This is a genomic window from Archangium sp. (assembly GCF_036388035.1).
GTDB lineage: Bacteria > Myxococcota > Myxococcia > Myxococcales > Myxococcaceae > Archangium.
Window position 1 is genome coordinate 1 of the sequence record NZ_DASVSO010000915.1, and the last position, 21,442, is coordinate 21,442.

The 21,442-nt window shown below is 70.5% G+C and carries 18 protein-coding genes; 9 read left to right on the forward strand and 9 right to left on the reverse strand.

Annotated elements, in window-relative coordinates:
- A partial coding sequence (locus VF697_RS37760) for an acyltransferase (RefSeq protein WP_331102842.1) occupies positions 1-559 on the reverse strand: 559 nt, incomplete at its 3' end.
- Between the two features lie 99 nt (positions 560-658).
- Here VF697_RS37760 and VF697_RS37765 point away from each other — a divergent pair.
- The 3 genes from VF697_RS37765 (at position 659) to VF697_RS37775 (ending at position 3,335) form a co-directional block, all read left to right on the forward strand.
- Positions 659-1,261 carry a hypothetical protein gene (locus VF697_RS37765; RefSeq protein WP_331102826.1) on the forward strand — a complete coding sequence of 201 codons (603 nt, stop codon included), beginning with the start codon at positions 659-661 and terminating at the stop codon, positions 1,259-1,261.
- Between the two features lie 40 nt (positions 1,262-1,301).
- Positions 1,302-1,910, forward strand: coding sequence for a head protein (locus tag VF697_RS37770; RefSeq protein ID WP_331102827.1), 609 nt, complete (start codon positions 1,302-1,304; stop codon positions 1,908-1,910).
- Positions 1,911-2,069: 159 nt separating this feature from the next.
- Positions 2,070-3,335 (forward strand): GAF domain-containing sensor histidine kinase, encoded by a 1,266-nt coding sequence (locus tag VF697_RS37775; RefSeq protein ID WP_331102828.1) that lies wholly within the window; start codon positions 2,070-2,072, stop codon positions 3,333-3,335.
- 4 nt (positions 3,336-3,339) lie between these two features.
- Here VF697_RS37775 and VF697_RS37780 read toward each other — a convergent pair whose 3' ends face one another.
- Positions 3,340-4,041 (reverse strand): phosphatase PAP2 family protein, encoded by a 702-nt coding sequence (locus tag VF697_RS37780; protein WP_331102843.1) that lies wholly within the window; start codon positions 4,039-4,041, stop codon positions 3,340-3,342.
- 316 nt (positions 4,042-4,357) lie between these two features.
- Here VF697_RS37780 and VF697_RS37785 point away from each other — a divergent pair, with 316 nt between their 5' ends.
- A complete protein-coding gene (locus VF697_RS37785) occupies positions 4,358-4,831 on the forward strand; it encodes a DofA protein (protein ID WP_331102829.1) in 474 nt (157 codons plus the stop codon).
- Between the two features lie 35 nt (positions 4,832-4,866).
- On the opposite strand, the gene VF697_RS37790 is transcribed toward VF697_RS37785, so the two are convergent.
- Together VF697_RS37790 and VF697_RS37795 are read right to left on the reverse strand one after the other, a co-directional pair.
- On the reverse strand, positions 4,867-5,565 hold the full coding sequence (locus VF697_RS37790) for a class I SAM-dependent methyltransferase (protein WP_331102830.1): 699 nt from the start codon (positions 5,563-5,565) through the stop codon (positions 4,867-4,869).
- Between the two features lie 166 nt (positions 5,566-5,731).
- Positions 5,732-7,147 carry a hypothetical protein gene (locus tag VF697_RS37795; protein WP_331102831.1) on the reverse strand — a complete coding sequence of 472 codons (1,416 nt, stop codon included), beginning with the start codon at positions 7,145-7,147 and terminating at the stop codon, positions 5,732-5,734.
- 428 nt (positions 7,148-7,575) lie between these two features.
- Between VF697_RS37795 and VF697_RS37800 the strand changes: the two genes are divergently transcribed.
- Entirely contained in the window at positions 7,576-8,988 is a 1,413-nt protein-coding gene (locus tag VF697_RS37800) for an NAD-dependent succinate-semialdehyde dehydrogenase (RefSeq protein WP_331102832.1), read from the forward strand.
- Here the strand turns inward: VF697_RS37800 and VF697_RS37805 are convergent.
- Entirely contained in the window at positions 8,978-10,087 is a 1,110-nt protein-coding gene (locus VF697_RS37805; protein ID WP_331102833.1) for a hypothetical protein, read from the reverse strand. The genes VF697_RS37800 and VF697_RS37805 overlap by 11 nt on opposite strands.
- 196 nt (positions 10,088-10,283) lie before the next feature.
- Between VF697_RS37805 and VF697_RS37810 the strand changes: the two genes are divergently transcribed.
- The 4 genes from VF697_RS37810 to VF697_RS37825 all read left to right on the forward strand — a co-directional run bounded on the left by VF697_RS37810 (position 10,284) and on the right by VF697_RS37825 (position 17,503).
- Positions 10,284-13,205, forward strand: coding sequence for a sigma-54 dependent transcriptional regulator (locus VF697_RS37810; RefSeq protein ID WP_331102834.1), 2,922 nt, complete (start codon positions 10,284-10,286; stop codon positions 13,203-13,205).
- A 482-nt stretch (positions 13,206-13,687) separates the two neighbouring features.
- Entirely contained in the window at positions 13,688-14,653 is a 966-nt protein-coding gene (locus VF697_RS37815) for a COX15/CtaA family protein (protein WP_331102835.1), read from the forward strand.
- Positions 14,654-14,792: 139 nt separating this feature from the next.
- Positions 14,793-16,835 carry an AAA family ATPase gene (locus VF697_RS37820; protein ID WP_331102836.1) on the forward strand — a complete coding sequence of 681 codons (2,043 nt, stop codon included), beginning with the start codon at positions 14,793-14,795 and terminating at the stop codon, positions 16,833-16,835.
- Positions 16,832-17,503 (forward strand): hypothetical protein, encoded by a 672-nt coding sequence (locus tag VF697_RS37825; protein ID WP_331102837.1) that lies wholly within the window; start codon positions 16,832-16,834, stop codon positions 17,501-17,503. Before VF697_RS37820 ends, VF697_RS37825 begins: the two co-directional genes overlap by 4 nt.
- A gap of 60 nt (positions 17,504-17,563) precedes the next feature.
- On the opposite strand, the gene VF697_RS37830 is transcribed toward VF697_RS37825, so the two are convergent.
- The 4 genes from VF697_RS37830 to VF697_RS37845 form a co-directional block, all read right to left on the reverse strand.
- Complete coding sequence (locus VF697_RS37830) at positions 17,564-18,214, reverse strand: cyclase family protein (protein WP_331102838.1); 651 nt, start codon at positions 18,212-18,214, stop codon at positions 17,564-17,566.
- Positions 18,215-18,236: 22 nt separating this feature from the next.
- Positions 18,237-19,334, reverse strand: coding sequence for a glucose 1-dehydrogenase (locus tag VF697_RS37835; RefSeq protein ID WP_331102839.1), 1,098 nt, complete (start codon positions 19,332-19,334; stop codon positions 18,237-18,239).
- A gap of 76 nt (positions 19,335-19,410) precedes the next feature.
- Complete coding sequence (locus tag VF697_RS37840; protein WP_331102840.1) at positions 19,411-19,737, reverse strand: hypothetical protein; 327 nt, start codon at positions 19,735-19,737, stop codon at positions 19,411-19,413.
- 197 nt (positions 19,738-19,934) lie between these two features.
- Positions 19,935-21,442, reverse strand: a 1,508-nt coding sequence (locus tag VF697_RS37845; RefSeq protein ID WP_331102841.1) for a response regulator, incomplete at its 5' end; no start/stop codon positions are given.

Consider the following 21,442-nt stretch of genomic DNA (forward strand, 5'->3'; position numbering starts at 1 on the left):
CGCGGCGGTCGCCGATGACCCGAGCGGGCACCCCGGCGACGATGGCCCAGGCGGGCACGTCCCGGGTGACGACGGCGCCCATGCCCACCACGGCATGGTCTCCGATGCGCACCCCGTCGGTGATGCCGGCGTTGGCCCCCACCCACACGTCCTTGCCGAGGATGATGCCGCTCGAGGTGACGGGCTGGGAGCGCACGGGCCGGTCCGGCGCGAGCCCATGGTCGAAGGCGTAGAGGGTGGCGCCGGTGGCGATGCGGCTGCCCTCGCCGATGTGGATGCCTCCCGCTCCGCCATCCAGGCTGACGCGCGCGTTGATGCTCACCCCGGCCTCCAGCACCACCGGCCCATGGACGAAGGCATGGGCGGCGATGCTCACCCCGGGACCGATGATGCGGATGGTGCGGCCCGGCTCGGCGAACAGCCGCGCTTCCGGGGCGATGAAGCACCCCTCGACGATCTCCACCGTCTCCAGCTCCCGCAGTCGGTCCTGGACCTCCTTCTGCCAGGCCTCGGCCCAGGCCCGGTGGCGCGGCTTGAGGGAGAAGTAGAGCCACGGCATCCAGGAGAGGCGCAGCTTGTGCTGCTCGCGGCGGCGGGCGTCGAGGTCGTCCACGGCCCCTGACTATCACGGACCCCCGTGCTACACGCGCGCGCTCCCATGAAGACCTGTGTGTATCCAACGAGGCTCCTGGTCTCGACCCTCTGCGTGCTGCTCGTCTCGTGTGGCGCCACCCGCCACGCCGCCACGCCTGCTGTCGACGAACTCACCCGCTACGTGCTCATCATCGAGGCGTCGCCCAGCGGGCAGGTCACCCACGACTGGCGCCGCGCCGAGGAGTTCGATCTCTCAGGATACAGGCTCCAGTCCAGCAACCCTGAGACGACGTATGGACGCATCGTGCTCGTATCGAGGAGTTACCAGCGCGACTGTGACGAGGAGAACCGACAGTGCATCAAGATGTGCATGAGCCGCCCACTTCCTCGGGGGTTCGGACACACCACGTCCGGGGGACGCGGAAAGGGTGGGAAAGAAGAGTGGTGCAACACGCAATGCAGGCAACCCTACCTCGATTGCGAGGAGCTAAAAGGTCGCCGCCCCCAGGAGTTCTCCGCCGTGGACGACGCACTTGACTGGTTGAAGCGCAATCATCAGTCGATTCTAGTGGGAAGCGTTGTCGTCATCGCGGGAGTCGTCTTCGTCGCGGTTTCCGCGGGTGCGGGGCTCGTTGTCCTCGCACCGGCAGGTCTTCTGGCATTCTGACGAGCCCGGCTCGGACTCCTCATCACGGCGACGTCGTCATATGGAAATCGGAAAACTCATTTTCGAGGCGATGAATCTCCTCGGCCTGATTCAAGAGAAGACTCAATCTCCGGAAGAGAAGGAGCTGCTTCTCGCCGCGGCCGAGGCGCTCAGGTTCATCAATACGACTGGCCAACAATATGACTTCGAGGATTACCGCAAGGATCTCGGGGCCGAAGGGCCCCAGATGGTGATTGCCGCCTTCTCAACGCGCGAGGAGGCGGAGGCGTGGCTTGAAAACCACCCCAAGCCGCCTCATACGGCCTCCGTGCTGATCGCGGACGAATACCATACAGTTTATTACTGGCGTGACCGCAACCTCCGCCGAATGCCCTCCACCCCGTCTATCGAGTACCACCTCGAAGAGATGATGCGGGACGGTCTTCCTCCGCCGCCGGTGGCCACCTTCGATACGCGGGAGGAGGCCAGAGCCTGGTTCTACAACCTGCCCGAGCGGCCTTCTCAGGCCGTCATCCAGCTCGGGGGCGAGCCCTACCTCGCGGCGTATCATCGCAACATCAATCACCTCGCCTTCCACCCCTTCTCCCTCGTCGAGAGGCTGAAAGAGTGGCGGAAGAAGCAAGCGGAGGACCCCGAGCCGCAGTCCTGATGGCCTCAAGGCCCGGTCCGCCTCACACCCCGGCCAAGGCCATCCACGCCGCCGGATGCTCCCCGAGCCTCCAGGCGAGCCCCCCAACATGTGGCCCCCAGCTAGAGTGTTGCGTGGCCAGACACCCTTGGTAGGAGTCTCCCTCCTGGAGAACGACGCATGAAGGCCGCACCGCCGCATCCGCAGGAGGACGCCCGCCTCGCGGCGCTCGACACCCTCGAAATCCTCGACACGACGCCAGAGGCCGGCTTCGACGACCTGACGCGTCTGGCCTCGCACCTGTGTGGGACGCCCATCGCCCTGGTCTCCCTGGTGGACCACTACCGGCAATGGTTCAAGTCGCGCGTCGGGCTGGACACGCCGGAGACGCCGCGCGACCTCGCCTTCTGCGCCCATGCCATCCTCGGCGAGCAGCTCTTCGTCGTGGAGGATTCTCACAACGACGAGCGCTTCCATGACAACCCGCTCGTCACCGGCGGGCCCCACGTGCGCTTCTACGCCGGCATTCCCATCAAGGGCGCGAGCGGCCTCAACATGGGCACCCTGTGCGTCATCGACCACAAGCCGCGCCACCTCACGCCGGAGCAACAGGACGCGCTGGCCGTGCTCGGGCGGCAGGTGGAGGCCCAGCTCCTGCTGCGGCTGCGGGTGCGCGAGCTGGAGCGGCGCGAGGCGGAGCTGCGCTCGCAGCGCGACACCCTGGCCAGCGTGCAGCACCAGAAGGACGCGCTGATGCAGCGGGTGATGCGCGACTTCAAGACACCCCTGGCCAGCATCCTCACCAACGCCACCTTCACGCTCTACCGCCCGCACCTGCCGGACGAGGTGCAGCGCGCCACGCGGGAGATCCGCGACACCGTGGACGGGCTCCAGCGCACGGTCCTCAACCTGCTGGACGCGAGCAGCGACGAGGCCTCCTTCACCCTCAACCCGGCGCAGTTCGACGTCTCCCTGCTGCTCTCCGAGGTGACGCGCGACTTCCAGCAGCGCCTGGTGGGCTCTCCGCGCCGCTTCACCCAGAGCGTGAAGCTGGTGGAGCCGCTCCTCACCGGCGACCGCGAGCTGCTGCGCCGCACCCTCATCAACCTGCTGGACAACTCCTTCCAGTACACCGCGCTGGGCAGCAGCCGCGTGACGCTCGAGGCCTCCAACCCCGAGCCGGGACTGCTGGAGCTGCGGGTGCGCGACGAGGGCCCCGCCATTCCCGCCGCCGCGCGCGCGCACCTCTTCGACGCCCACCTGCCCGAGCACACCCCCACCACCGGCCGCGCCGAGGGCGGCAACCGGCTGGCGCTCGCCTTCTGTCGCCGCGCCGTGCAGGCCCACGGCGGGTGGCTCTGGGTGGAGGACAACCACCCCAAGGGCGTGGCCTTCTGCATGCGCCTGCCCTCCCGCCCCCACGGGCCCCTCTTCTCCACCTCCTGAGCGCTCAGGGCGGCGCCGTCCGCCCTCGCGACTCCTCGCGCAGCGCGGGGCTGTGCCGCTTGACCCCACGCGCCACCAACGCCGTCAGCAGCGCCCACGCGAGCCCCGCCATCCACCCGCCCACCACGTCCGTCGGGTAGTGCACCCCGAGGTACACGCGCGTCAGCCCGATGAGCAGCGTGAGCAGCAGCGCCACGCCCATCAGGTACGCCTTGAGCCTCCGCCGCTCGGTGAGCTGTGCCAGCAACGCGCCCAGCGTCAGGTAGACGATGGCCGACAGCATCGCGTGCCCGCTGGGGAAGCTCTCCGTCAGCACCCCGGTGAGGTGCGGCACCACCGTGGGCCTCGGCCGGGCGAACAGGCTCTTGAGCAGCGAGTTCACCAGCGCGCCCCCCACCGTGGAGCCCACCACCAGCGCCAGCGTCCGCCAGCGCCGCACCAGCACGAGGAAGCCGCCCACCGCGCCCACCGCCAGGGTCAGCACCGACACGCTGCCCAGCGCCGTCACGTCCCGGGCCACCTCGGCGAGCCACGGGGGGCCGATCGGCACCTGGGGGCTGTCCGCCCGCCGCAGCGACAGCAGCACGCGCTCGTCGAGGTGCTGGGTGTCCTGCTCCCGCACCTCGTCCGACAGCGCGATGAAGCCCAGTCCCACCGTGAGCAGGGTCAGCAGCGTGGCCAGCAGGACGATGCCATCCGCCCCCATCACCCTGGGGACGCGCTCCCGCAGATCGGCGAGTCGCATCCCCTCACACTAAGCGCTCCCCCGTCGTCGGGGAGCCCACCCCGGGCCGGGATGTCGGCGGCTGTGCCCCCTCGAGCCCCCCCATGCGTGCGCTCCCCGACGCTGTCCTCCCCCATCTGTACGCTCCCGTGCAGACGGCGGGAGGCGGGACTTGGGAGGACAGGCGCCCATCACCAGCTTTCAGGCACCATCTTGTGTGCTGGTCCGGGCACGTCAGTGGCTCGGAATAACCTCTCCGAGCACCCACCCTCGGCCCGCTTTGGGAGTGACGGTCCCCATGTTCGCTACTGCTACAAATGTCGCGTCCGCCCCGAACTTCAGGACGGGTCTCATCAACAAGGTCTTCTTCATCCGCTGGGAGCAGCCGCCCAGCCCGCTGGAGCTCCAGACCGTGACCACGCGCTTCCGGGAGTCCTACGAGGCCTACCGGCAGCAGCTCGTCTGCGTCGTCACCACCGCCCCCAAGGCGCGGGTGCCCAACAGCGATCAGCGCAAGAACCTCTTCAAGATGCTGGAGGACCACCGCAAGTACATCTGCGAGCTCCACCTCGTCATGGAGGGCAACGAGCTGCAGCACAACCTGCAGCGCATCATCGCCTCCGCGCAGCTCATCGTGACGCGCATCTACGACAACAACTACGCGCGCCTGCACAAGCACGGGGACACCATCGCCCCCTTCCTCACCCACCGGCTCAAGACGGACGGGCTGAAGATCATCCACGACGCCCGCAGCCTGGGGCTCGTCCTCTAAGCGGAGGCACGGCCCCGGGCGCGGGGGGTGGGGCACTACCGCGCCATGCAGACGTAGTAGTTCTCGCCGTAGTAGTCGTCGCTGTCGGCCGCGAGGGCCTGGGAGAAGCCCACCCGCCGCAGCGTGTCCACGAGCGCGTCCGTCTCGAAGAAGGTCACCATCTCGTTGGGGTCCGTCACGAGCCGGCGCGTCACGTCCACGTGGTAGGTGGTGGCGGCCTGGAGCGCCTCGTCCCAGCGGCCCTCGGCCTTCCACTCCTCGATGGAATTCACCATCACCTTGCGCAGATCCGGCCGCTTGCGCGGGCCCGTGGCGATGAGCACACCGCCCGGCTTGAGGTGCGCGTGGGCCTGGCGCAGCACCTCCTCCGGCTCGGGCACGTAGAAGAGGACGTTGTTGAGCAGCACCGCGTCCGCCTCGCCCGGCACCTCCGCGGGGAAGGAGCGCACGTCCCCCTCCAGCACCTTCCAGCGCCGCCGCGCCTCCTCGCTCGCCTCCTCGTGCCGGCGCCGCGCCAGCCCGAGCATCGCCGGGTTGTTGTCGAAGCCCACCACCGTGTGCCCCCGCGCGACGAGCGGCTGGCTCACCAGCCCCGTGCCGCACCCGGCGTCGATGATGTAGCGGCGTCCCTCGGTGTCCCGGTGAATCTTCGCGGCCATGCGCCGGTAGCAATTGAGCTGGGAGCAGATGGCGTCATAGCTCCTGGCGAACTCGGTCCAGATGTTGTCGACCATTGGGGGCCCTCCTTCCGGGAAAATCCCAGAATACAGGCGCTCAATCTAAGGAGTCGGGAAAGGACCGGAACCTCCCCAACCGGGGAAGGCGCCCAAAAAAAAACCGGGCCCCGCGTCCGTGCGAGGCCCGGTGGGAGGGCGACGGCAACGCCCTCGCGCTTCGCGCTCAGTGACGCTTCATCCACTTGAGGATGGGGGCCCAGACGGCCTTGTCCGCGTCGCTGGCCAGGAAGAGGTCCGCGTGGCCGTAGTCGGCGAGGCGCGCGGCGGACGACTCGCGGCGCACCATGTGGACGCTCACGTCCCGGCTGCCCAGCAGCTTCGTCGAGTGCAGGCCGTACTCGCCGAAGCCGCCCGCGGCCCCCACGTACAGCACCGGCACCTTCACCTCGCCCAGGTGGTCGTCATACGGCAGGTCCTTCTGGCCGCACAGGAGCTGCTCGCCCTCCACCACCTCCTCGAAGCTCTGGTAGGGGCGCGCGGAGGCGAGCATGTCGAAGAACTGCCGCTCCTTCACGTACCGCAGCCCCGTGGGCAGCGGCGCCTCGCCGAACTGGCCGGAGGTGAAGTGGTAGAAGGGCACCGCCGGCTCGACGCCGTGCTTCGGGTCGGAGATGAACTGGAAGGTGGCCGCCCCGAGGGCGACGGCGAGCTGCCGGTAGGGCAGCGGCGGCATCGGCGGCAGGGCCACCGTGTCCGGCAGGGCGATGGCCGCCTGGCCCAGCGACAGCACGCCCACGCCGGCGCCCGGCCCGAGCAGGCCGCCCTCGAGCTGTCCCGCCTTCAGCGCCGCCTCGGAGAGCGCCGCGCGGGTGCAGGCCCACTCGCGCTGCTGCGCGGCCTGGGGCCCGAAGTGCAGCACCGTGTCCACCGGGATGAAGCCCTTCACGTGGCGCTGGCTGGGGGCCACCTGCGTCTCCGCGTTCAGGTAGGCGTAGCCGAGCATGCCGCCGCGGCTCCAGCCCAGCAGGTCCATCCGGCCATTGCCGCTCCCCGTCAGCGCGCGCACCCGGCGCGCCACGGCCAGGCCCGTGCCCACGTCGCGCACGTGCATGCCCATGTTCCAGCCCTTCATGAAGGAGAAGTCCCGCGTCTCCAGCGGCAGGTGGGTCCACCGCAGGTCCACGCCCCACACGTCCACGCCCCGCTGCGCCAGGTAGATGGCGATGGAGTGGTCCACCGGCACCGCCTGCGTCTGCGTGCTCGCCATGAAGGCGCCGGTGAAGTTCCACCCGTCCCCGTGCAGCATGAACACGGACTCGGCGCTGCTGACCGGACGCCCGGGCATCCGCTCGCGCACCACGCGGTGCAGGGTGATGACGTCATGGGCGTCGGGGCCCACCTGGAGCTTCACGCTGTAGTGGTAGACGTCGTCGACCACCCGCTCGCGCTCGAAGCCGCCCACCAGGTGCGCCTCCGCCGCGCCCCCCAGGAGGCTCTCGGTGTCGGACAGCTGGAGCATCGACTGCTCCTGAACCAGCTCCTGGGCCTCGGCGGACAGCGCCTCGGAGACGGGGGTCTCGGCACCGCATCCCATCCAGAGCAGGGCGAGTGGGACGATGTGGCGGAGTTGGAAGCGCATGGGGTCCTCGCGAAGGGTTCTTCTGGGCCGGAGAAGCAACGTCTCTGCCGTTACACCGGCCCAATGGGCACGGGTCGAAAGCAGGAACCGGTCCAACTCTCCAAGCCCGCGAAAGGATTGGAATGCCCCCTGGGACATGCCGTCAGGGCTGAAACATGCCGTTGATAGTGAACAAAGGAAAGCCTGATTTTCAGAGGGAACGGACGAGCTGCGTCGAAAGTGAAACTCGTGCTTCAAGAATGAATCAGAAATCGTGCAATTCTCGCGCTCTGAGACAGGCAGGCTCTCCCCGTGGGTAAGTACGCCCTGACCCCCCCGTCAGCCATGACCCTCCCGTCCTGGAGGGCGTGAGGGCGTGAACGGCGGCCCCGGGGGCTTCTTGTGGCCCCCAACCGCCGGGCCCACACTCGGCGCCCGGGAGGAAGCCCATGGCCTTCGCCACCATCGACCCCACCACCGGCAGGACGCTGCGCACCTTCGAGGCCCACCCGCTGGACGAGGTGGAGGCGCGGCTGCGGCGGGCCGAGGAGACGTTCCGCACCTTCCGCCACACCTCCTTCGCCGAGCGCGCCGGGTGGATGCGCCGGGCGGGGGAGCTGCTGGAGGGCGAGGCGGAGCGCTACGGGCGGATGATGATGGAGGAGATGGGCAAGCCGCTGGAGGCCGCGCGCGCCGAGGCCCGCAAGTGCGCCACGGCCTGCCACTACTACGCGGAGCACGCCGAGCGCTTCCTGGCGGACGAGCCGGTGGACACCCCGCCGGACACGAGCTTCGTGCGCTACCAGCCGCTCGGGCCGGTGCTGGCCATCATGCCGTGGAACTTCCCCTTCTGGCAGGTGGTGCGCTTCGCCGCCCCGGCGCTGATGGCCGGCAACGTGGGGCTGCTCAAGCACGCGCACAACGTGCCCCAGTGTGCGCTGGCGCTCGAGGAGCTCTTCCTGCGCGCGGGCTTCCCCGAGGGGGCCTTCCAGACGCTGCTGGTGGACGTGCAGGGGGTGCGCCGGCTCATCGAGGATCCGCGCGTCAAGGCGGTGACGCTCACGGGCAGCGAGGGCGCGGGGCGGGACGTGGCGCAGCGCTCGGGCCAGCAGCTCAAGAAGGTGGTGCTGGAGCTGGGCGGGAGCGACCCCTTCGTGGTGCTGCCGAGCGCGGACCTGGACGCGGCGGTGGAGACGGCGGTGAAGGCCCGCCTCATCAACAATGGCCAGTCCTGCATCGCCGCCAAGCGCTTCATCGCCCCCGAGCCCCTCTACGCCGAGTTCGAGCGCCGCTTCGTCGAGCGCATGCGCCGCGCGGTGGTGGGAGACCCGGCGGACCCGAAGACGGAGGTGGGGCCGCTGGCCACCGAGGGCATCCGCGGCGGGCTGCACGAGCAGGTGGAGCGCAGCGTGGCCGCGGGGGCGAAGCTGCTGCTGGGAGGCCTCAAGCCACCCGGGCCCGGCTTCTGGTACCCGCCCACCGTGCTGGCCAACCCGCCCCCGGGCTCACCCGCCTACACCGAGGAGATGTTCGGCCCGGTGGCCGTCCTCTTCCGCGCGAAGGACGCGAGGGACGCGCTGCGCATCGCCAATGACTCGCCCTATGGGCTGGGCGCCTCGGTGTGGACGCGCGACGAGGCCGAGCAGCGCCTCTTCATCGACGGGCTGGAGGCCGGCTCGGTGTTCGTCAACGGCATGGTGGCCAGCGACACGCGCCTGCCCTTCGGCGGGGTGAAGGCCTCGGGCCACGGGCGCGAGCTGGCGCGCCACGGCCTGCTCGAGTTCCTCAACATCAAGACGGTGCGCCTGGTGGCCGCCCAGGGCACCACGCCCCAGAGGACGCAGGCCCAGGCTAACGAGTAGGCACCCGCGTCGGAGGCGCGCCGTCGCGGTGCACCTCCTCCAGGGCCTCGGCCACCGCGTCCATCTCCTGGCCGAGCTGCTCCACGCTGCGGCGCAGCCCCACCCCCGCCACGTCCGCGCTCGCCGCGTCCGCTGAGCGCACCCGCAGCACCTGCGTATAGAGGTTCTCCAGCGTGTAGGAGAGGCGCATGTGCTCGGCCTCCAGCCGCGAGGCCGCCGTCGCCAGCTCCGCGCGCTGCCGGCGCTGCTCGTCCAACAGCCGCAGCGCTCCCTCCAGCCGCTCCTTCACCACCGCGTCGCGCTCGGACTCCACCCGCGCCACCACCCGCGCGCGCTCCTCCTCCAGCCGGTGCTCGTCCTCGGGCGAGGAGAGCGCGCGCAGCTCCCGCTCCCGCCGCGCCAGCTCGTGGCAGCTCTTGCGCAGCCCCTCCACCGTCTGCTCCGGCTGGTGCACCACGTCCCGCAGCACCCCCGGCCCCGCGCGCAGCTCCGCCAGCAGCTTGTCGCACAGCGCGTCCACGCGTGCCGTCCTCGGGTCCTCCTCCACCTTCCGAGGCGCCTCGGGCTTCTTCTCGGGCGCCTCGTGCCGGGCGTCCTCCCGCGAGCCCGCGCCCTCCCCCGCCCCCAGCCGCTCCACCTTCCGGGCGTGGCCCAGGATGCCCGCCGCCGCCGAGCCCATGCCGAGCGCCACGAAGACGAGCCACCACAGCTCCCGGCGCATGACGGCCATGCCCACCATCACCACCGCCGCCAGGGCGAACACCCACCCCATGAATGGGTTGGCCTCCTCGTGGCGCCGCTGCTGCTTCATGGCGCGCCGCGCGTCCCGCCAGGCCTGACGCCGCAGCTGCTTCTCCCACCTGCGGCGATGCCTGCGCCCCAGGTGCCGCGCCCACTGCTGCATGTCCTGGCCGAAGTGCTGCCCCCACTGCTCCATCTCCTGGCCGAACTGACGCGCCCACTGCTCCATCTCCTGGGCGTGCTGGCGCTCCCACCGCTCCTTCCACTGCGCATGGTGCCGCTGGCCCTCGGCGAGGGCCTCCATCATGCGGCGCAGGTGCTTCTGGAGCGGGGTCTCGGGCGGCGGTGGCGGGGCCATGACGACCGTTCCATCCCACGAAATCCGCGCTTCCACCAGCCGACGGGAGGAGCCTTTGCCCACTGGAAACCTGCCCCGGGGATGGAGGAGCCCCGCTCACTTGTTCGCAGCCCCAGAGAGTTCGCCCTTCAGCGCCTGAGACGCGGTGAAGACAGCGTGGGTGACGGGGGGCGCAAGGGGGAAGACGCGGGTGGCGATGACTGGAGCAGAGGGTTTCGGACCGGAGGCGATTCGCGCGCTACGGGGAGAGCTCAGCCGCGCGGCCTTCGCCCGGCAGCTCGGGGTGACGCCCCTCACCGTGTACCGCTGGGAGCTACCGCCAGCCGCCCCGCAGGCCCGCCGACCGAGGGGCCGGGTGGTGCGGGCGCTGCGCCAGCTCGCCGAGGGCGGGCCACCGCTCCTGTCCCCTCCTCCCGCCCAGCGGGGCGGGAGCGGGTTCCGCCCCGAGGCCTCGCGCGAGGAGCGGGCCCAGTTCTCCGCCTGCCTGTCGCTCCTGCACCGGGCGCAGTGGCGTGCCGCCGAGGACACCCTGATGGCACTGCTGGCCTCGGGCGCCCTGCGCTCCCAGGAGGCGCGTGCCATGGCCTCGGTGGGCCTGGCCTACGTGTACCGCTGGGGCTTCGAGGACGTGCGGCGCGCCTTCACCCTGCTGCTGCCCCACCTGGCCGAGGCCGAGGCGGGCCTGCTGCCCGAGTCCACCGAGCTGTACGTGCACGTGGTGGCCGCCAACCTCTTCGCCTCGCCGGACGGCCGGATCTTCGACGCGGGCAAGGTGAACGTCCACGTGGCACGCGCCGAGGCGCTGCTGCGCAAGGCCCCCTTCGCGAATGCGGAGGCACACTGCATGCTGCGCATGGCGGAGGTGGCCGCTGCCTTCTACCAGGGCGCCCCCGAGCTCATCTCCCGCCAGCAGGGGCGCCTGGAGGAGTCGCTCGCCGGGGTGGTGGACCCCACGCTGCGGCTGCTGGCCGGGGACGGCATCGCCCACGAGACCGCCATCCGCGGCGAGTCCTCGCTGGCCACCCGTCGCTTCCGGGAGCAGGCGCGGGAGGCGGAACGCGTGGGCTATGCCTTCCTCGAGGCGCGCAGCCTCGCCTTCCTCGCGCAGCGCCGGCTGGACGAGGCGTGCGAGCCCGACGAGGCGCTCGCGCTGGTGCGCCGCGGCCGGGAGGCGGCCTGGGGCGGGAGGATGGCGCGGGGCTTCTCCTTCATCTTCGCCGCGCGCGCCGAAGCGGACGCCCTGCTGCGGCTGGCCCGCTTCGCCGAGGCCGAGACGGTGCTGGACGAGGGCGAGGCGGTGGTGGAGGCGCTGAGCTGGACGCCGCACCACCTGACGGTGCAGCGCGCCCGCTTCCTCTACCTCACTGGCCGTTACGCGGACATGCACCAGCTGGCGGCCCGGCTCTCGGGCTACGCCGGGCCCATTCAACAGGCCCTCACCCGCATCTACGGGTGCTGGGTGGAGGCGCTCGCGGACTGGGCCGAGGGCCACGCCCAACGGGCCGCGGAGGGCTTCGCCACCGCCCATGCCCGCGTCCTGGAGGTGGGCGGCTGGCCCTACCTGCGGCGCGACTGCATCATCGCCGAGGTGGGCGCGCGTGCCGCGGCCAACCAGCTTCCCGAGGCTCGCGCGGCGCTGCGGCGGGCCCGTGCCATGCTGGAGCAGCTCCCCTCCGCCTGGAGCACCGCGCTGCTCCACCGCCACGAGGGCGTGCTGCTCGCGCGCGAGGGCCGCTCGCCCGAGGCGCGCGAGAAGCTGGAGGCCTCGCTGGCCACCTTCACCCTGGCCGGAGATGTCACCGAGACCGCCCTCACCCGCCGCACGCTCGCCCTGGTGATGCGCGCCTTTGGCGAGCCCGGCGCCGAGTCGTGGCTCCTCCAGAGTGAGGAGGAGCTGCGCCGCCACGGCATCTCCCCGCCCCCGGACTTCGGCCCCGAGCACCTCCAGCCGCGGGCACGGGAGGCCGTGCCCTCGGACGCCACGCCCCGGCTGGGCGCCGAGTCGCTGCTGGTGCCCTTCGAGCGGCTCGCCGTGCGCGGCATGGGCGCCCCCCTCATCCAGCGCGAGCTGGTGGCGGTGCTGGAGGGCCTCTTCCCCGGCCGCTCCCCGCGCCTGGAGGAGTTGGACTCGCAGGGCCACGCCACACCGCTGCTGGGCCAGGACGGCGTGCCCGCCAGCGAATGGGTGGAGTTTGGCGACGGGTGTGGCCGTCGGCTGCGCCTGGGCGTGGCCGGGCCCCTGCCCGCGGACGGACGGGCGCTGCTCACCGCGCTGGCGCGCCTGGCGGGCTTCGCGCTGGAGGTGGCCGTGCTGCGCGGCTTCGCCCAGGCGGCGCTCCCCACGCGCGAGCCCGAGGGCGCCCCCGAGGTGCCCGGCTTCATCGCCGCCTCGCCCGCCATGCGGCGGCTGAAGACGGAGCTGGCGGGACTGAGCGCCTCGCGCGCCACCGTCATCGTCACCGGCGAGTCCGGCAGCGGCAAGGAGGTGGTGGCGCGCGCGCTCCACCGGTTGTCCTCGCGGGCGGACAGGCCCTACGTGGCCTTCAACTGCGCCGCGGTGCCGCGCGAGCTCTTCGAGGGCCAGCTCTTCGGCCACCGGCGCGGCGCCTACACGGGCGCGGCCACGGACCACCCGGGCGTCATCCGCGCCGCCCACGGGGGCACGCTCTTCCTGGACGAGATTGGCGAGCTGCCGCTCGAGGTGCAGCCCAAGCTGCTGCGCTTCCTGGAGAACGGCGAAATCTTCCCCCTGGGCGAGACGCGGCCCGCGCTGGTGGACGTGCGCGTCATCGCCGCCACGCACCGGGACCTGGGGCAACTGGTGCGCGAGGGCCGCTTCCGCGAGGACCTCTACTACCGGCTGCAGGTGGTGCCGGTGCGGGTGCCCCCGCTGCGCGAGCGGCCCGAGGACGTGCTCGCCCTGGCGCGCCACTTCGTCAACCAGCTCACCCCCGAGGGCCAGGAGCCTCCGAGGCTCGGGCCGGATGCGATGGCCGCGCTCGTCGCGCACTCCTGGCCGGGCAACGTGCGCGAGCTGCGCAACGTCATCGAGCGCTCGCTCGCCTTTGGCTCGCTGCCGGAGGTGCTGGGGGCGACCCGGCTGCGCATCACGGGCTGAGCCCGGAGCCGCGCGCCGAGGAAGCAAGAACACCGCGGGCCAGGACAGGGGGCGAACCCGACCCGCGGTGCGTACCTACAACGACACCTGCGAAAAGATGCGCTCGTGGGTCGAGTTGGGGGGATCCCCGACCCACGAAGCGCTTCGGACACCGAAGCGTCCGAACTCGAAGTCGTTACCGGACCAACACCTAGCAGTCGGCGTGCCAACGCTTTCGGGCCCTGGGGAGCCGATTGGAAATCATCCAAGCCCCCCTCCCAGGCGCTCCCGAGAGCAGGCGGGCATTTCCAGCGGCCCATCCAACGCGCGGCGGGGGTATCCAGGGACCTGGGTGGATACGGAAGGAAGCACACCGACGAGGCAGGCGGGAGGAAGGGAAGCAGGCGGCCGGAGGCAACGGCACGCGGGGGCGGCGGCCGGGGGCAAAGTGCGTTAGGGAGGAGCCACCCGTGCCCCTGGCCCAACCGGGGACCTGACCGCCGATGAACTCCTCCGTGTCCTCCCGCTCCTACCGCGTCTTCAGTTGGTTCACCCTCCTCTACACGCTGGCCGTGGTGCTGTGGGGCGCGTACGTGCGCGCCACGGGCTCGGGCGCCGGGTGCGGAGACCACTGGCCGGTGTGCAATGGCGAGGTGGTGCCGCGCACGCCGAGCCTGCAGACGCTCATCGAGTACACGCACCGGCTGACGAGCGGGCTGGCGATGGTACTGGCGGTGGTGCTGTGCGTGTGGGGGCTGCGGGCGCACGCCCAGGGCCACCCGGTGCGCAAGGCGGCGGGGGCCTCGCTCTTCTTCATGCTGACGGAGGCGGCGGTGGGCGCGGGGCTGGTGCTCTTCAAGATGGTGGCGGACAACCCCTCCACCGCGCGGGCCTTCTGGATGGCGGCGCACCTCATCAACACGTTCCTGCTGGTGGGCGCGATGGCGCTCACGTGCTGGTGGGCGGAGGGCCGGGAGCGGGTGGTGCTGCGGCGGCAGGGGCTGACGGGGTGGCTGGTGGCGGGGAGCCTCGTGGGCGTGCTGGTGCTCGGGGTGAGCGGGGCCATCGCCGCGCTGGGGGACACGCTCTTCCCGGCGTCGAGCCTCGCCGAGGGGTGGAGCCAGGACGTCTCGCCCACGGCGCACGTGCTGCTGCGGCTGCGGGTGCTGCACCCGGTGCTGGCGGTGGGGGTGGGAGCGCTGGTGGTGTTCTCCGCGACGACAGTGGCGCGGCTGCGGCCCTCGCCCGCGGTGCGCAAGTCCGCGAGGCTGCTGAGCGTGCTGTACGCGCTGCAACTGGCGGCGGGGGTGGTGAACCTGGTGCTGCTGGCGCCGGTGTGGATGCAGCTCGTGCACCTGCTGCTGGCGGACGCGGTGTGGGTGGTGCTGGTGCGGTTGAGCGCGGCGGGGCTCGCGCTGGGCGCACCGAGGGCGGACGTGAAGGTGAAGCCCGTGCCCTCGGTGGCCTGAGCAAGCCCCACCTTCAATCACCCATCTGGCGGCTTCCCACCAGAACCAGGACATCAGCCAGGGGCTGCGTCCCCTGCGGTGCTAGCATCCGCGCCGCATGGACCCAGGCCGCCCGCTCCCTGTACAGCACAACCTGCGCTTGTTCCTCGATGCTGCGGAGCAGATCGCCGAAGTGGCGGGCTTCGATGTCTTCCGGCTCGGGCTGGTGGTCCATGAAGCATCCCGAGTAGTGGTGGCGCTGAGTGCCTCGCTGGAGCGCTCACGGCCCGAGACACCCGCGCTGCCCTTCCTGCGAGCCGGTCCGCTCTGCGCGGTGCAGTCCCTCCGGCCGCTCGCGGAGTTGGGTTCCCTCCTCGTCAAGCTGGAGTCGAACGAGCTCGGTGCCCCCTTCATGGACCCCCCTGTCCATTTCAAGAAGACCGAAAGCCCGAGCCCCCAACCGATACACGACGCCTGGCGCTACACGCGGAGCGACAAGCGGGAGCATGGGAGTGGAACCTATGCCGAAGCGTATCTGGCCGACCTCCGCCTGCTACCTCCCCGGGACCTCCTGGACGCGCAGATCGCCGCGGATTCCAACTACGCCCATGCCTCGCTCATCCGGCTCATCAAGGCCTACACGGGCATGGAGGCGGGGGGCTGGAACTCCTCGCGGCTGCTGCTCGTCGCGCCCTGGCCCGTGAGTGAACTCCAGGCCGCGAGGGAAGCAGGGCGCCTGCGCATCTCGGTGGTGGGCCTGGAGGGATTGGATACCTCGCGCTTCATCCTCAACATCGAGGGCACACAGACGGACTGGAAGCTCGATGCCAGCAGCCTGCGCTGGAAGGCCACGCCAGGCGCGAATCCCCATGGGACTACGTATCGCACGACCGTCGATGCCGAGGGCACCCAACCCCAGGCAGTGAACCTCTACCTCTCGCGTGCTCCCGCCATTTCCCTGCGCGAGAGCGTCCCTCGGGAGCAATCGCCCTTCGTCCCACCGCCCATCGTGCATCCGCCCGCCGCACCACTCCAGGAGACTGTCGCCGGGATGCGACTCACCGCGCTCCGCATCGGCTCCTTCCGACTCCTGCGCTCGGCGGAGCTGCGCTTCGAGCCGCCCTTCACGGTCATCGTCGGACCGAACCAGAGCGGAAAGAGCTCCGTGCTCGACGCCCTCCAGCTCCTCTCGGACGCGGCGCGCGGTGACCTGACGGATGCGCTGACCCGGCGCCGAGGCGGACTCGGCTCCATCCTGTCCCGTGGGGAGGCAGGCGCCCCCGTACACCTCGAGGCCGAGCTGGAAGCAGACACCGGCCAGCGGCTTCGCTACCTCCTCGAGTGTGGCCCGGTGGGCTCCTATGACTTCACCATCACGCGCGAGGAACTGGCCGAGCAGTCCCAGGACGCATGGGTGCCCATCCTCATCAGGACAGGAGCACAGGCCAGGGTCGCGGGTGCGCCACTCGCTCCCCCCAACGGCCGGGAGACACTCCTCGCGCAGCTCGGCTCGGTGACGCTCCCCGCCGTACGCCAGGTCCAGTCCTCGCTGGCCGCCATCATGGTGCATCCCTACTTCCGCACTGGCGCGGCCTGGGCTGACCCGGAGGCGGTGTCCATGCGGCAGCCATCCCGGCTCGAGCCCGGCACCCGGCTGGCTCGCACAGGCAACAACCTCTCGGCCGCGCTCTTCTCCATGCGGGAAGAACGCCCGGAGGATTGGACGGACTTCGTGGAGGTCGCGCGACTGGCCTTCCCGAGCCTCAAGGCGCTGCGCCTGCCCGCGGTGAGCCGGGGCATGGTGCAACTGCGCTGGGATGACACGAGCGGCAACGACTTCGATGCGGCCGAGTTGTCCGATGGAACCCTGGCCTTCCTGGCCACGCTCTGCGCGCTCTTTCAGCCGGGCAGCGCCCTCATCGCGGTGGAGGAACCCGAACAGCACCTGCACCCCGAGGCGATGATGCGCCTGATCGGTGCGGCACGGTCTCTTTCCGTTCGCCAGCCCATCCTCTTCACCACCCAGTCCGACACCCTCATCGGTCTGCTGGATGACGCCCCCGAGTGCATTGTCGTGGCCAAACGGGAGGGTGACGCATCCAGGCTGCTGCGGCCAGAAGCCGACGCGCTCAAGGAATGGCTCAGGAGCTTCAGCCTCCGAGAGATGCGCTCCGAGCTCGAAGGGTGGGGCCCCACGCCGTGACGAGCGTCCACATCATCACCGAGGACAAGACCGGCGGAGGCTTGGAGAGCCTCATCAAGGTGGAGGTAGCGCATCAGCGCATGCTGAAAGGGATGGAGCCCCTGGAGTTCTCCAGGATTCGCGGGACGGTCAACGGCAATGCCGAGCTGCTCAAGCAGTGTGGAAAGTACGACCTGTTCCGTTTCCGTTATTCTCCGCGCTTCGACCACGTGCTCTACGTCATAGATGCGCGCAATGCGTGGAAGCTGGAGCAACTCGGCGTCCAAGCTCCGCAGCCTCCATATGAGCACTCCCTTCCCCCCTTCATGGACTCCATCGGGAAGAAGCTGGAGTCGCTCGCGAAAGCGGGGCAGACCGACGAGCAGTGGCGGCGCATCCGAAGCGGCTTCCACGCGCATGTGCTCATCTGGGAGCGTGAGTCCCTCATCCTGCCTGTCGTGGACAAACTCGGCCTTGGCCAGGCCGTTGCCGACGTCTACGCCGAGCGGAGAGCAGCCGAGGCCGTCGCACAGCGCTTCCTCCAAACCGGCAAGAAGCGCGCATACAGCAAGGCCACGGACGGCAAGCAGTTCCTGGACCGGATCGCCAGGGACGAGACCCTCCGTGCTGCCGTGGTTGGCTCCAATCCCAGCCTCGCCGCCATCGTGAACGATCTGGTTGCACTCTGAGCCCCCTGCGCAGGGAGTGGCTCGCTTGTGATGGTCAGATTCCGGCGAGCGCACCCTCGGCTATCCCCGGGTCCACGGGCGCAGGAGCGCACGCGCCGGGGCGCCGTCCGCGCCCGTGAGGCGCAAGGGCAGGCACACCAGCTCGTAGTCTCCCGGGGCCGCTTCGCCGAGGTAGAGCCCCTCGACGATCCAGATGCCCGCGTCGAGCAGCGTGCGGTGCACCGCGGGGCTGTCCTCGTGGAAGCCCGCCACCGAGAGGTAATCCACGCCCACGCACCCCACGCGGCGCTCGGCGAGGAAGGCCGCGGCCTCCGGGTTCAGCCCGACGAAGGACTCCTGGAAGGGCAGCTCCCACCAGCGCCGATCGGAGTTGCGCGTGCGCAAGAGGAGCCGCTCCCCGGGCCGCGGGTCATGCGCCCGCAAGGCGTCCGCGCGCACCGGCCCCTCCCCCGGCAGGTGCACGACGCGCGCGCGGCCCATGGTGGCGTCGAGCGGCAGCGCGTCGATGCCCGCTCGCCCCGAGAAGAAGTGCACGGGCGCATCCACGTGGGTGCCCGCGTGCGCGCTCAAGGACAGGTGGGTGACGTTGGCGTCCGCGCCCTCCTCGAGCAACTGCACGCGTTTGATCTCCGGGGACGGGTCTCCCGGGTAATAGGGCATCGCGGAGGACAGGGGGATGGAGACATCCAGCCAGGGCGTGGCGTGGGACATGGTCGGAGCACCCTCTCTCTCTTCAGCCAAAGTGGACGATGCGCTTGATGCCGTCGCTCTTCCCGGCCAGCGCCTCGGGTACGGCCTCGAGCGGGTAGCGTGTGGTGATGAGGCGCTCGAGCGCCCCGGGCCAGCGCTCGGTGAACGCCTGCAGGTCGGTGAGCGCGGCCTCGAAGGCGTCGGGGCCGGCGTTGACGGTGCCGAGCACCACCTGGTTCTTGAGCACGAGCGACTTCATCAGCGTGCCGCCCTCCAGCTGCAACGGCTCCTTGCGGCCGGGCACACCGGTGAAGATGAAGATGCCGTTGGGCCCCAGGGCGCCGAGGACGTCGAAGGAGAACTTCGAGGCGCCCGTCGCCTCGTACACGGCATCCACCGCTCCGGCCCGGGCTTCCAGGTCGCCCGGAGCGACATCCTGGGAGGAGAGGTAGCGGCCGCCCACCATGTCCACCAGGGCGCTGCGCTCGTCCGGCGGACGCGAGTACGAGTACACGGTGGTGGCGAAGCCCGCGCGCCGCAGCGCCATCGCGCCCAGCAGGCCCACCGGCCCCGCGCCCAGCACCACCGCGTGCAGCGGCGTCTTCCCCTCGCGTCCCCAGGGCAGCCGCGCCTGGATGTGCTCGAGCTCCTGGAGCGCCTTCTCGCCGATGGTGAGGGGCTCAGTGAGGACGGCCACCTTGCGCAGGCCCTTGGGCACGCGGTGCAGCCAGGCCACCTCCTCCACGAACTGCTCGGCCATGAAGCCGTGCGCCTTCTGGATGCCGCGCTCGGTGTACGCGCCGCTGAGGCAGAAGTCCGGGCGGCCCTCACGGCAGGGACGGCACTCCGCCCGTGGGCACGGCCTGCGCACGCGCGGCACCACGAGGTCTCCCGGCTCCAGGCCCTTCACCCCTTCTCCCACCTCCACCACCTCGCCGAGCGCCTCGTGGCCGAGGATGAGGTACTTCGCCCCCTCGGGCGGCGTGCCGTACTGGAACCGGGCGATCTCCTGATCCGTCCCGCACAGGCCCACCTCGAGCGTGCGCACCCGGACCTGCGTGGGCTTCTCGATGCGTGGCTCCGGCACGTCGTCGATGACGCGCAGCACCCGCTCCTTCGGAAATACCGCGACGGCTTTCATGCCTCTCCCTTCGGGGATTGCCGAGCCCTGTCGGCGTGTGGAGAACACCGCACTGCCACCGCGACCGTGGGGGCGCTCACTGTTGCGCGGGAGAAGCCTCGGAGCCTGTTTCGGAGTCGAGGCGTTCGGATGGCAGTCGGACAAGAACACGGCCGAAATCACGCACCACGACACACCGCGCCTCCGGTTCCAGGCAGAACCGCACGCAGCAGCCATGCACGTAGAAGCGCATCCCCTGGTCATCCTGGTAGGCGAACTGCTTCCACCTCCAGTCCGCCGGTGGCCAGAGCGCCGCCAGCTCCGCGACCCGCTCGAGCATCAGATGGATGGACGCGCAGGTGCGCCAGGGCAACGACTCCATCAAGGTCAACAGATGCTCAGGCAGGTGGATGGAATAAGACATGCCCCCACGGTGGGGACCTCTCACGCCCACAAAAACTGTACCGAGGGGCCATGGACTCGCCCCGAGGGGTCCCTGCCCGAGTCCTCCAGCATCATCCGAGCCTTCGGGCGCTTGCCTGATAGCTCGGCCAGCTCTCCGGAGGAATGTCCGGAGGCGCCTCCGCGCCTCCGGACCACTTCCTCGACGGACGAAGGCCCTCAGGGCAGGGCGACGGCCTGCTCCAGCGCCTCCTGGATTTGAGGCAGCGAGTAGGGCTTGGGCAGCACCACCACGCCCTCCAGCGGCGCCTCGCCCCGGGGGAGCGCCACGTTCCCATGGCCCGAGGCGAGGATGACCTTCATCCCCGTCTTCCGGTCCGCCACCTCCCGCGCCAGATCCACTCCCGACGCCCCTGGCAGCGACACGTCGGTGAACAGCACATCGAAGCCACTGGCGGCCATGGCGCCCCGGGCCTCCTCGGCGCTGGTGACCGCCAGCACCTCGTGCCCGAGCAGATCCATCAGCTCGCTCGCCGACGAGCGCACGTCCTCGTCATCCTCCACCAGCAGCACGCGCAACCGGCGTGACGCGGCGGGCGCGGGGGGACGCGCGGACGGGGCGGGCGCCGACTCCACCCGGGGCGGCGCACGGACGGCGAGCCGCTGCTGCCGGCCGTTGAGCAGCTGCCGCAGCTTGCGGGCCAGCTCCTCCCGGCTGTAGGGCTTGCTCAGCAACTGCACTCCCGCGTCCAGCCGTCCGCCATGGACGATGGCGTTCTCCGTGTAGCCCGAGGTGAAGAGCACCTCGATGTCCGGGTGCAGCGCCTTGGCCTGCCGGGCCAGCTCGGGGCTGCGCACCGGACCGGGCATCACCACGTCCGTGAACAGCAGCTCGATGGGGACGCCGCTCTCGAGGATCACCAGCGCGCTCTGCGCGTCCACGGCCTTGAGCACGCGGTAGCCCAGCTCGCTCACCATCTCCACCACCGTGGTCCGCACCTCGGCGTCGTCCTCCACCACCAGGATGGTCTCCGTGCCTCCCTCGATGGGGCCGGCGTCGACCTTGGCGTCCACCGACTCGGCCTCCACCGCGCGGGGCATGTAGAGCTTGATGGTCGTGCCATGCCCCAGCTCGCTGTAGAGCTTGAGGTGACCGCCGCTCTGCTTGACGAAGCCGTACACCATGCTCAGGCCCAGGCCCGTGCCGCGGCCCTCGGGCTTGGTGGTGAAGAACGGCTCGAAGGCCCGCTCCATCACCTCCGGCGTCATGCCGCTGCCCGTGTCCGAGACGGCCAGCAGCACGTACTGGCCGGGGAGGACCTCGGGGTGCATCCGGCAGTAGTGCTCATCGAGCACGGCATTGCCGACCTCGATCGTCAGCTTGCCGGTGCCATTCATGGCGTCACGGGCGTTGACGGCCAGGTTGATGATGACGTTCTCGAACTGGTTGGGATCCAGGGCCGTGTTCCACAGGTCATTGGAGGTGGAGGTCACCAGCTCCACCTCCTCTCCCAGCGTGCGGCGCAGCAGGTCATCCATGCCGCGCACCACCTTGTTCACGTTGACGACGAGCGGCTGGAGCGGCTGGCGGCGCGCGAAGGAGAGCAGCTGGGAGGCGAGCTTGGCGCCCCGGTCCACGGCGCGGGTGGCGGTCTGGAGGCGGCTCAGGGCGCGCTCATTGCCCACCACGTCGCGCTGCAGGAGCTGGAGGTTGCCGGCGATGACCT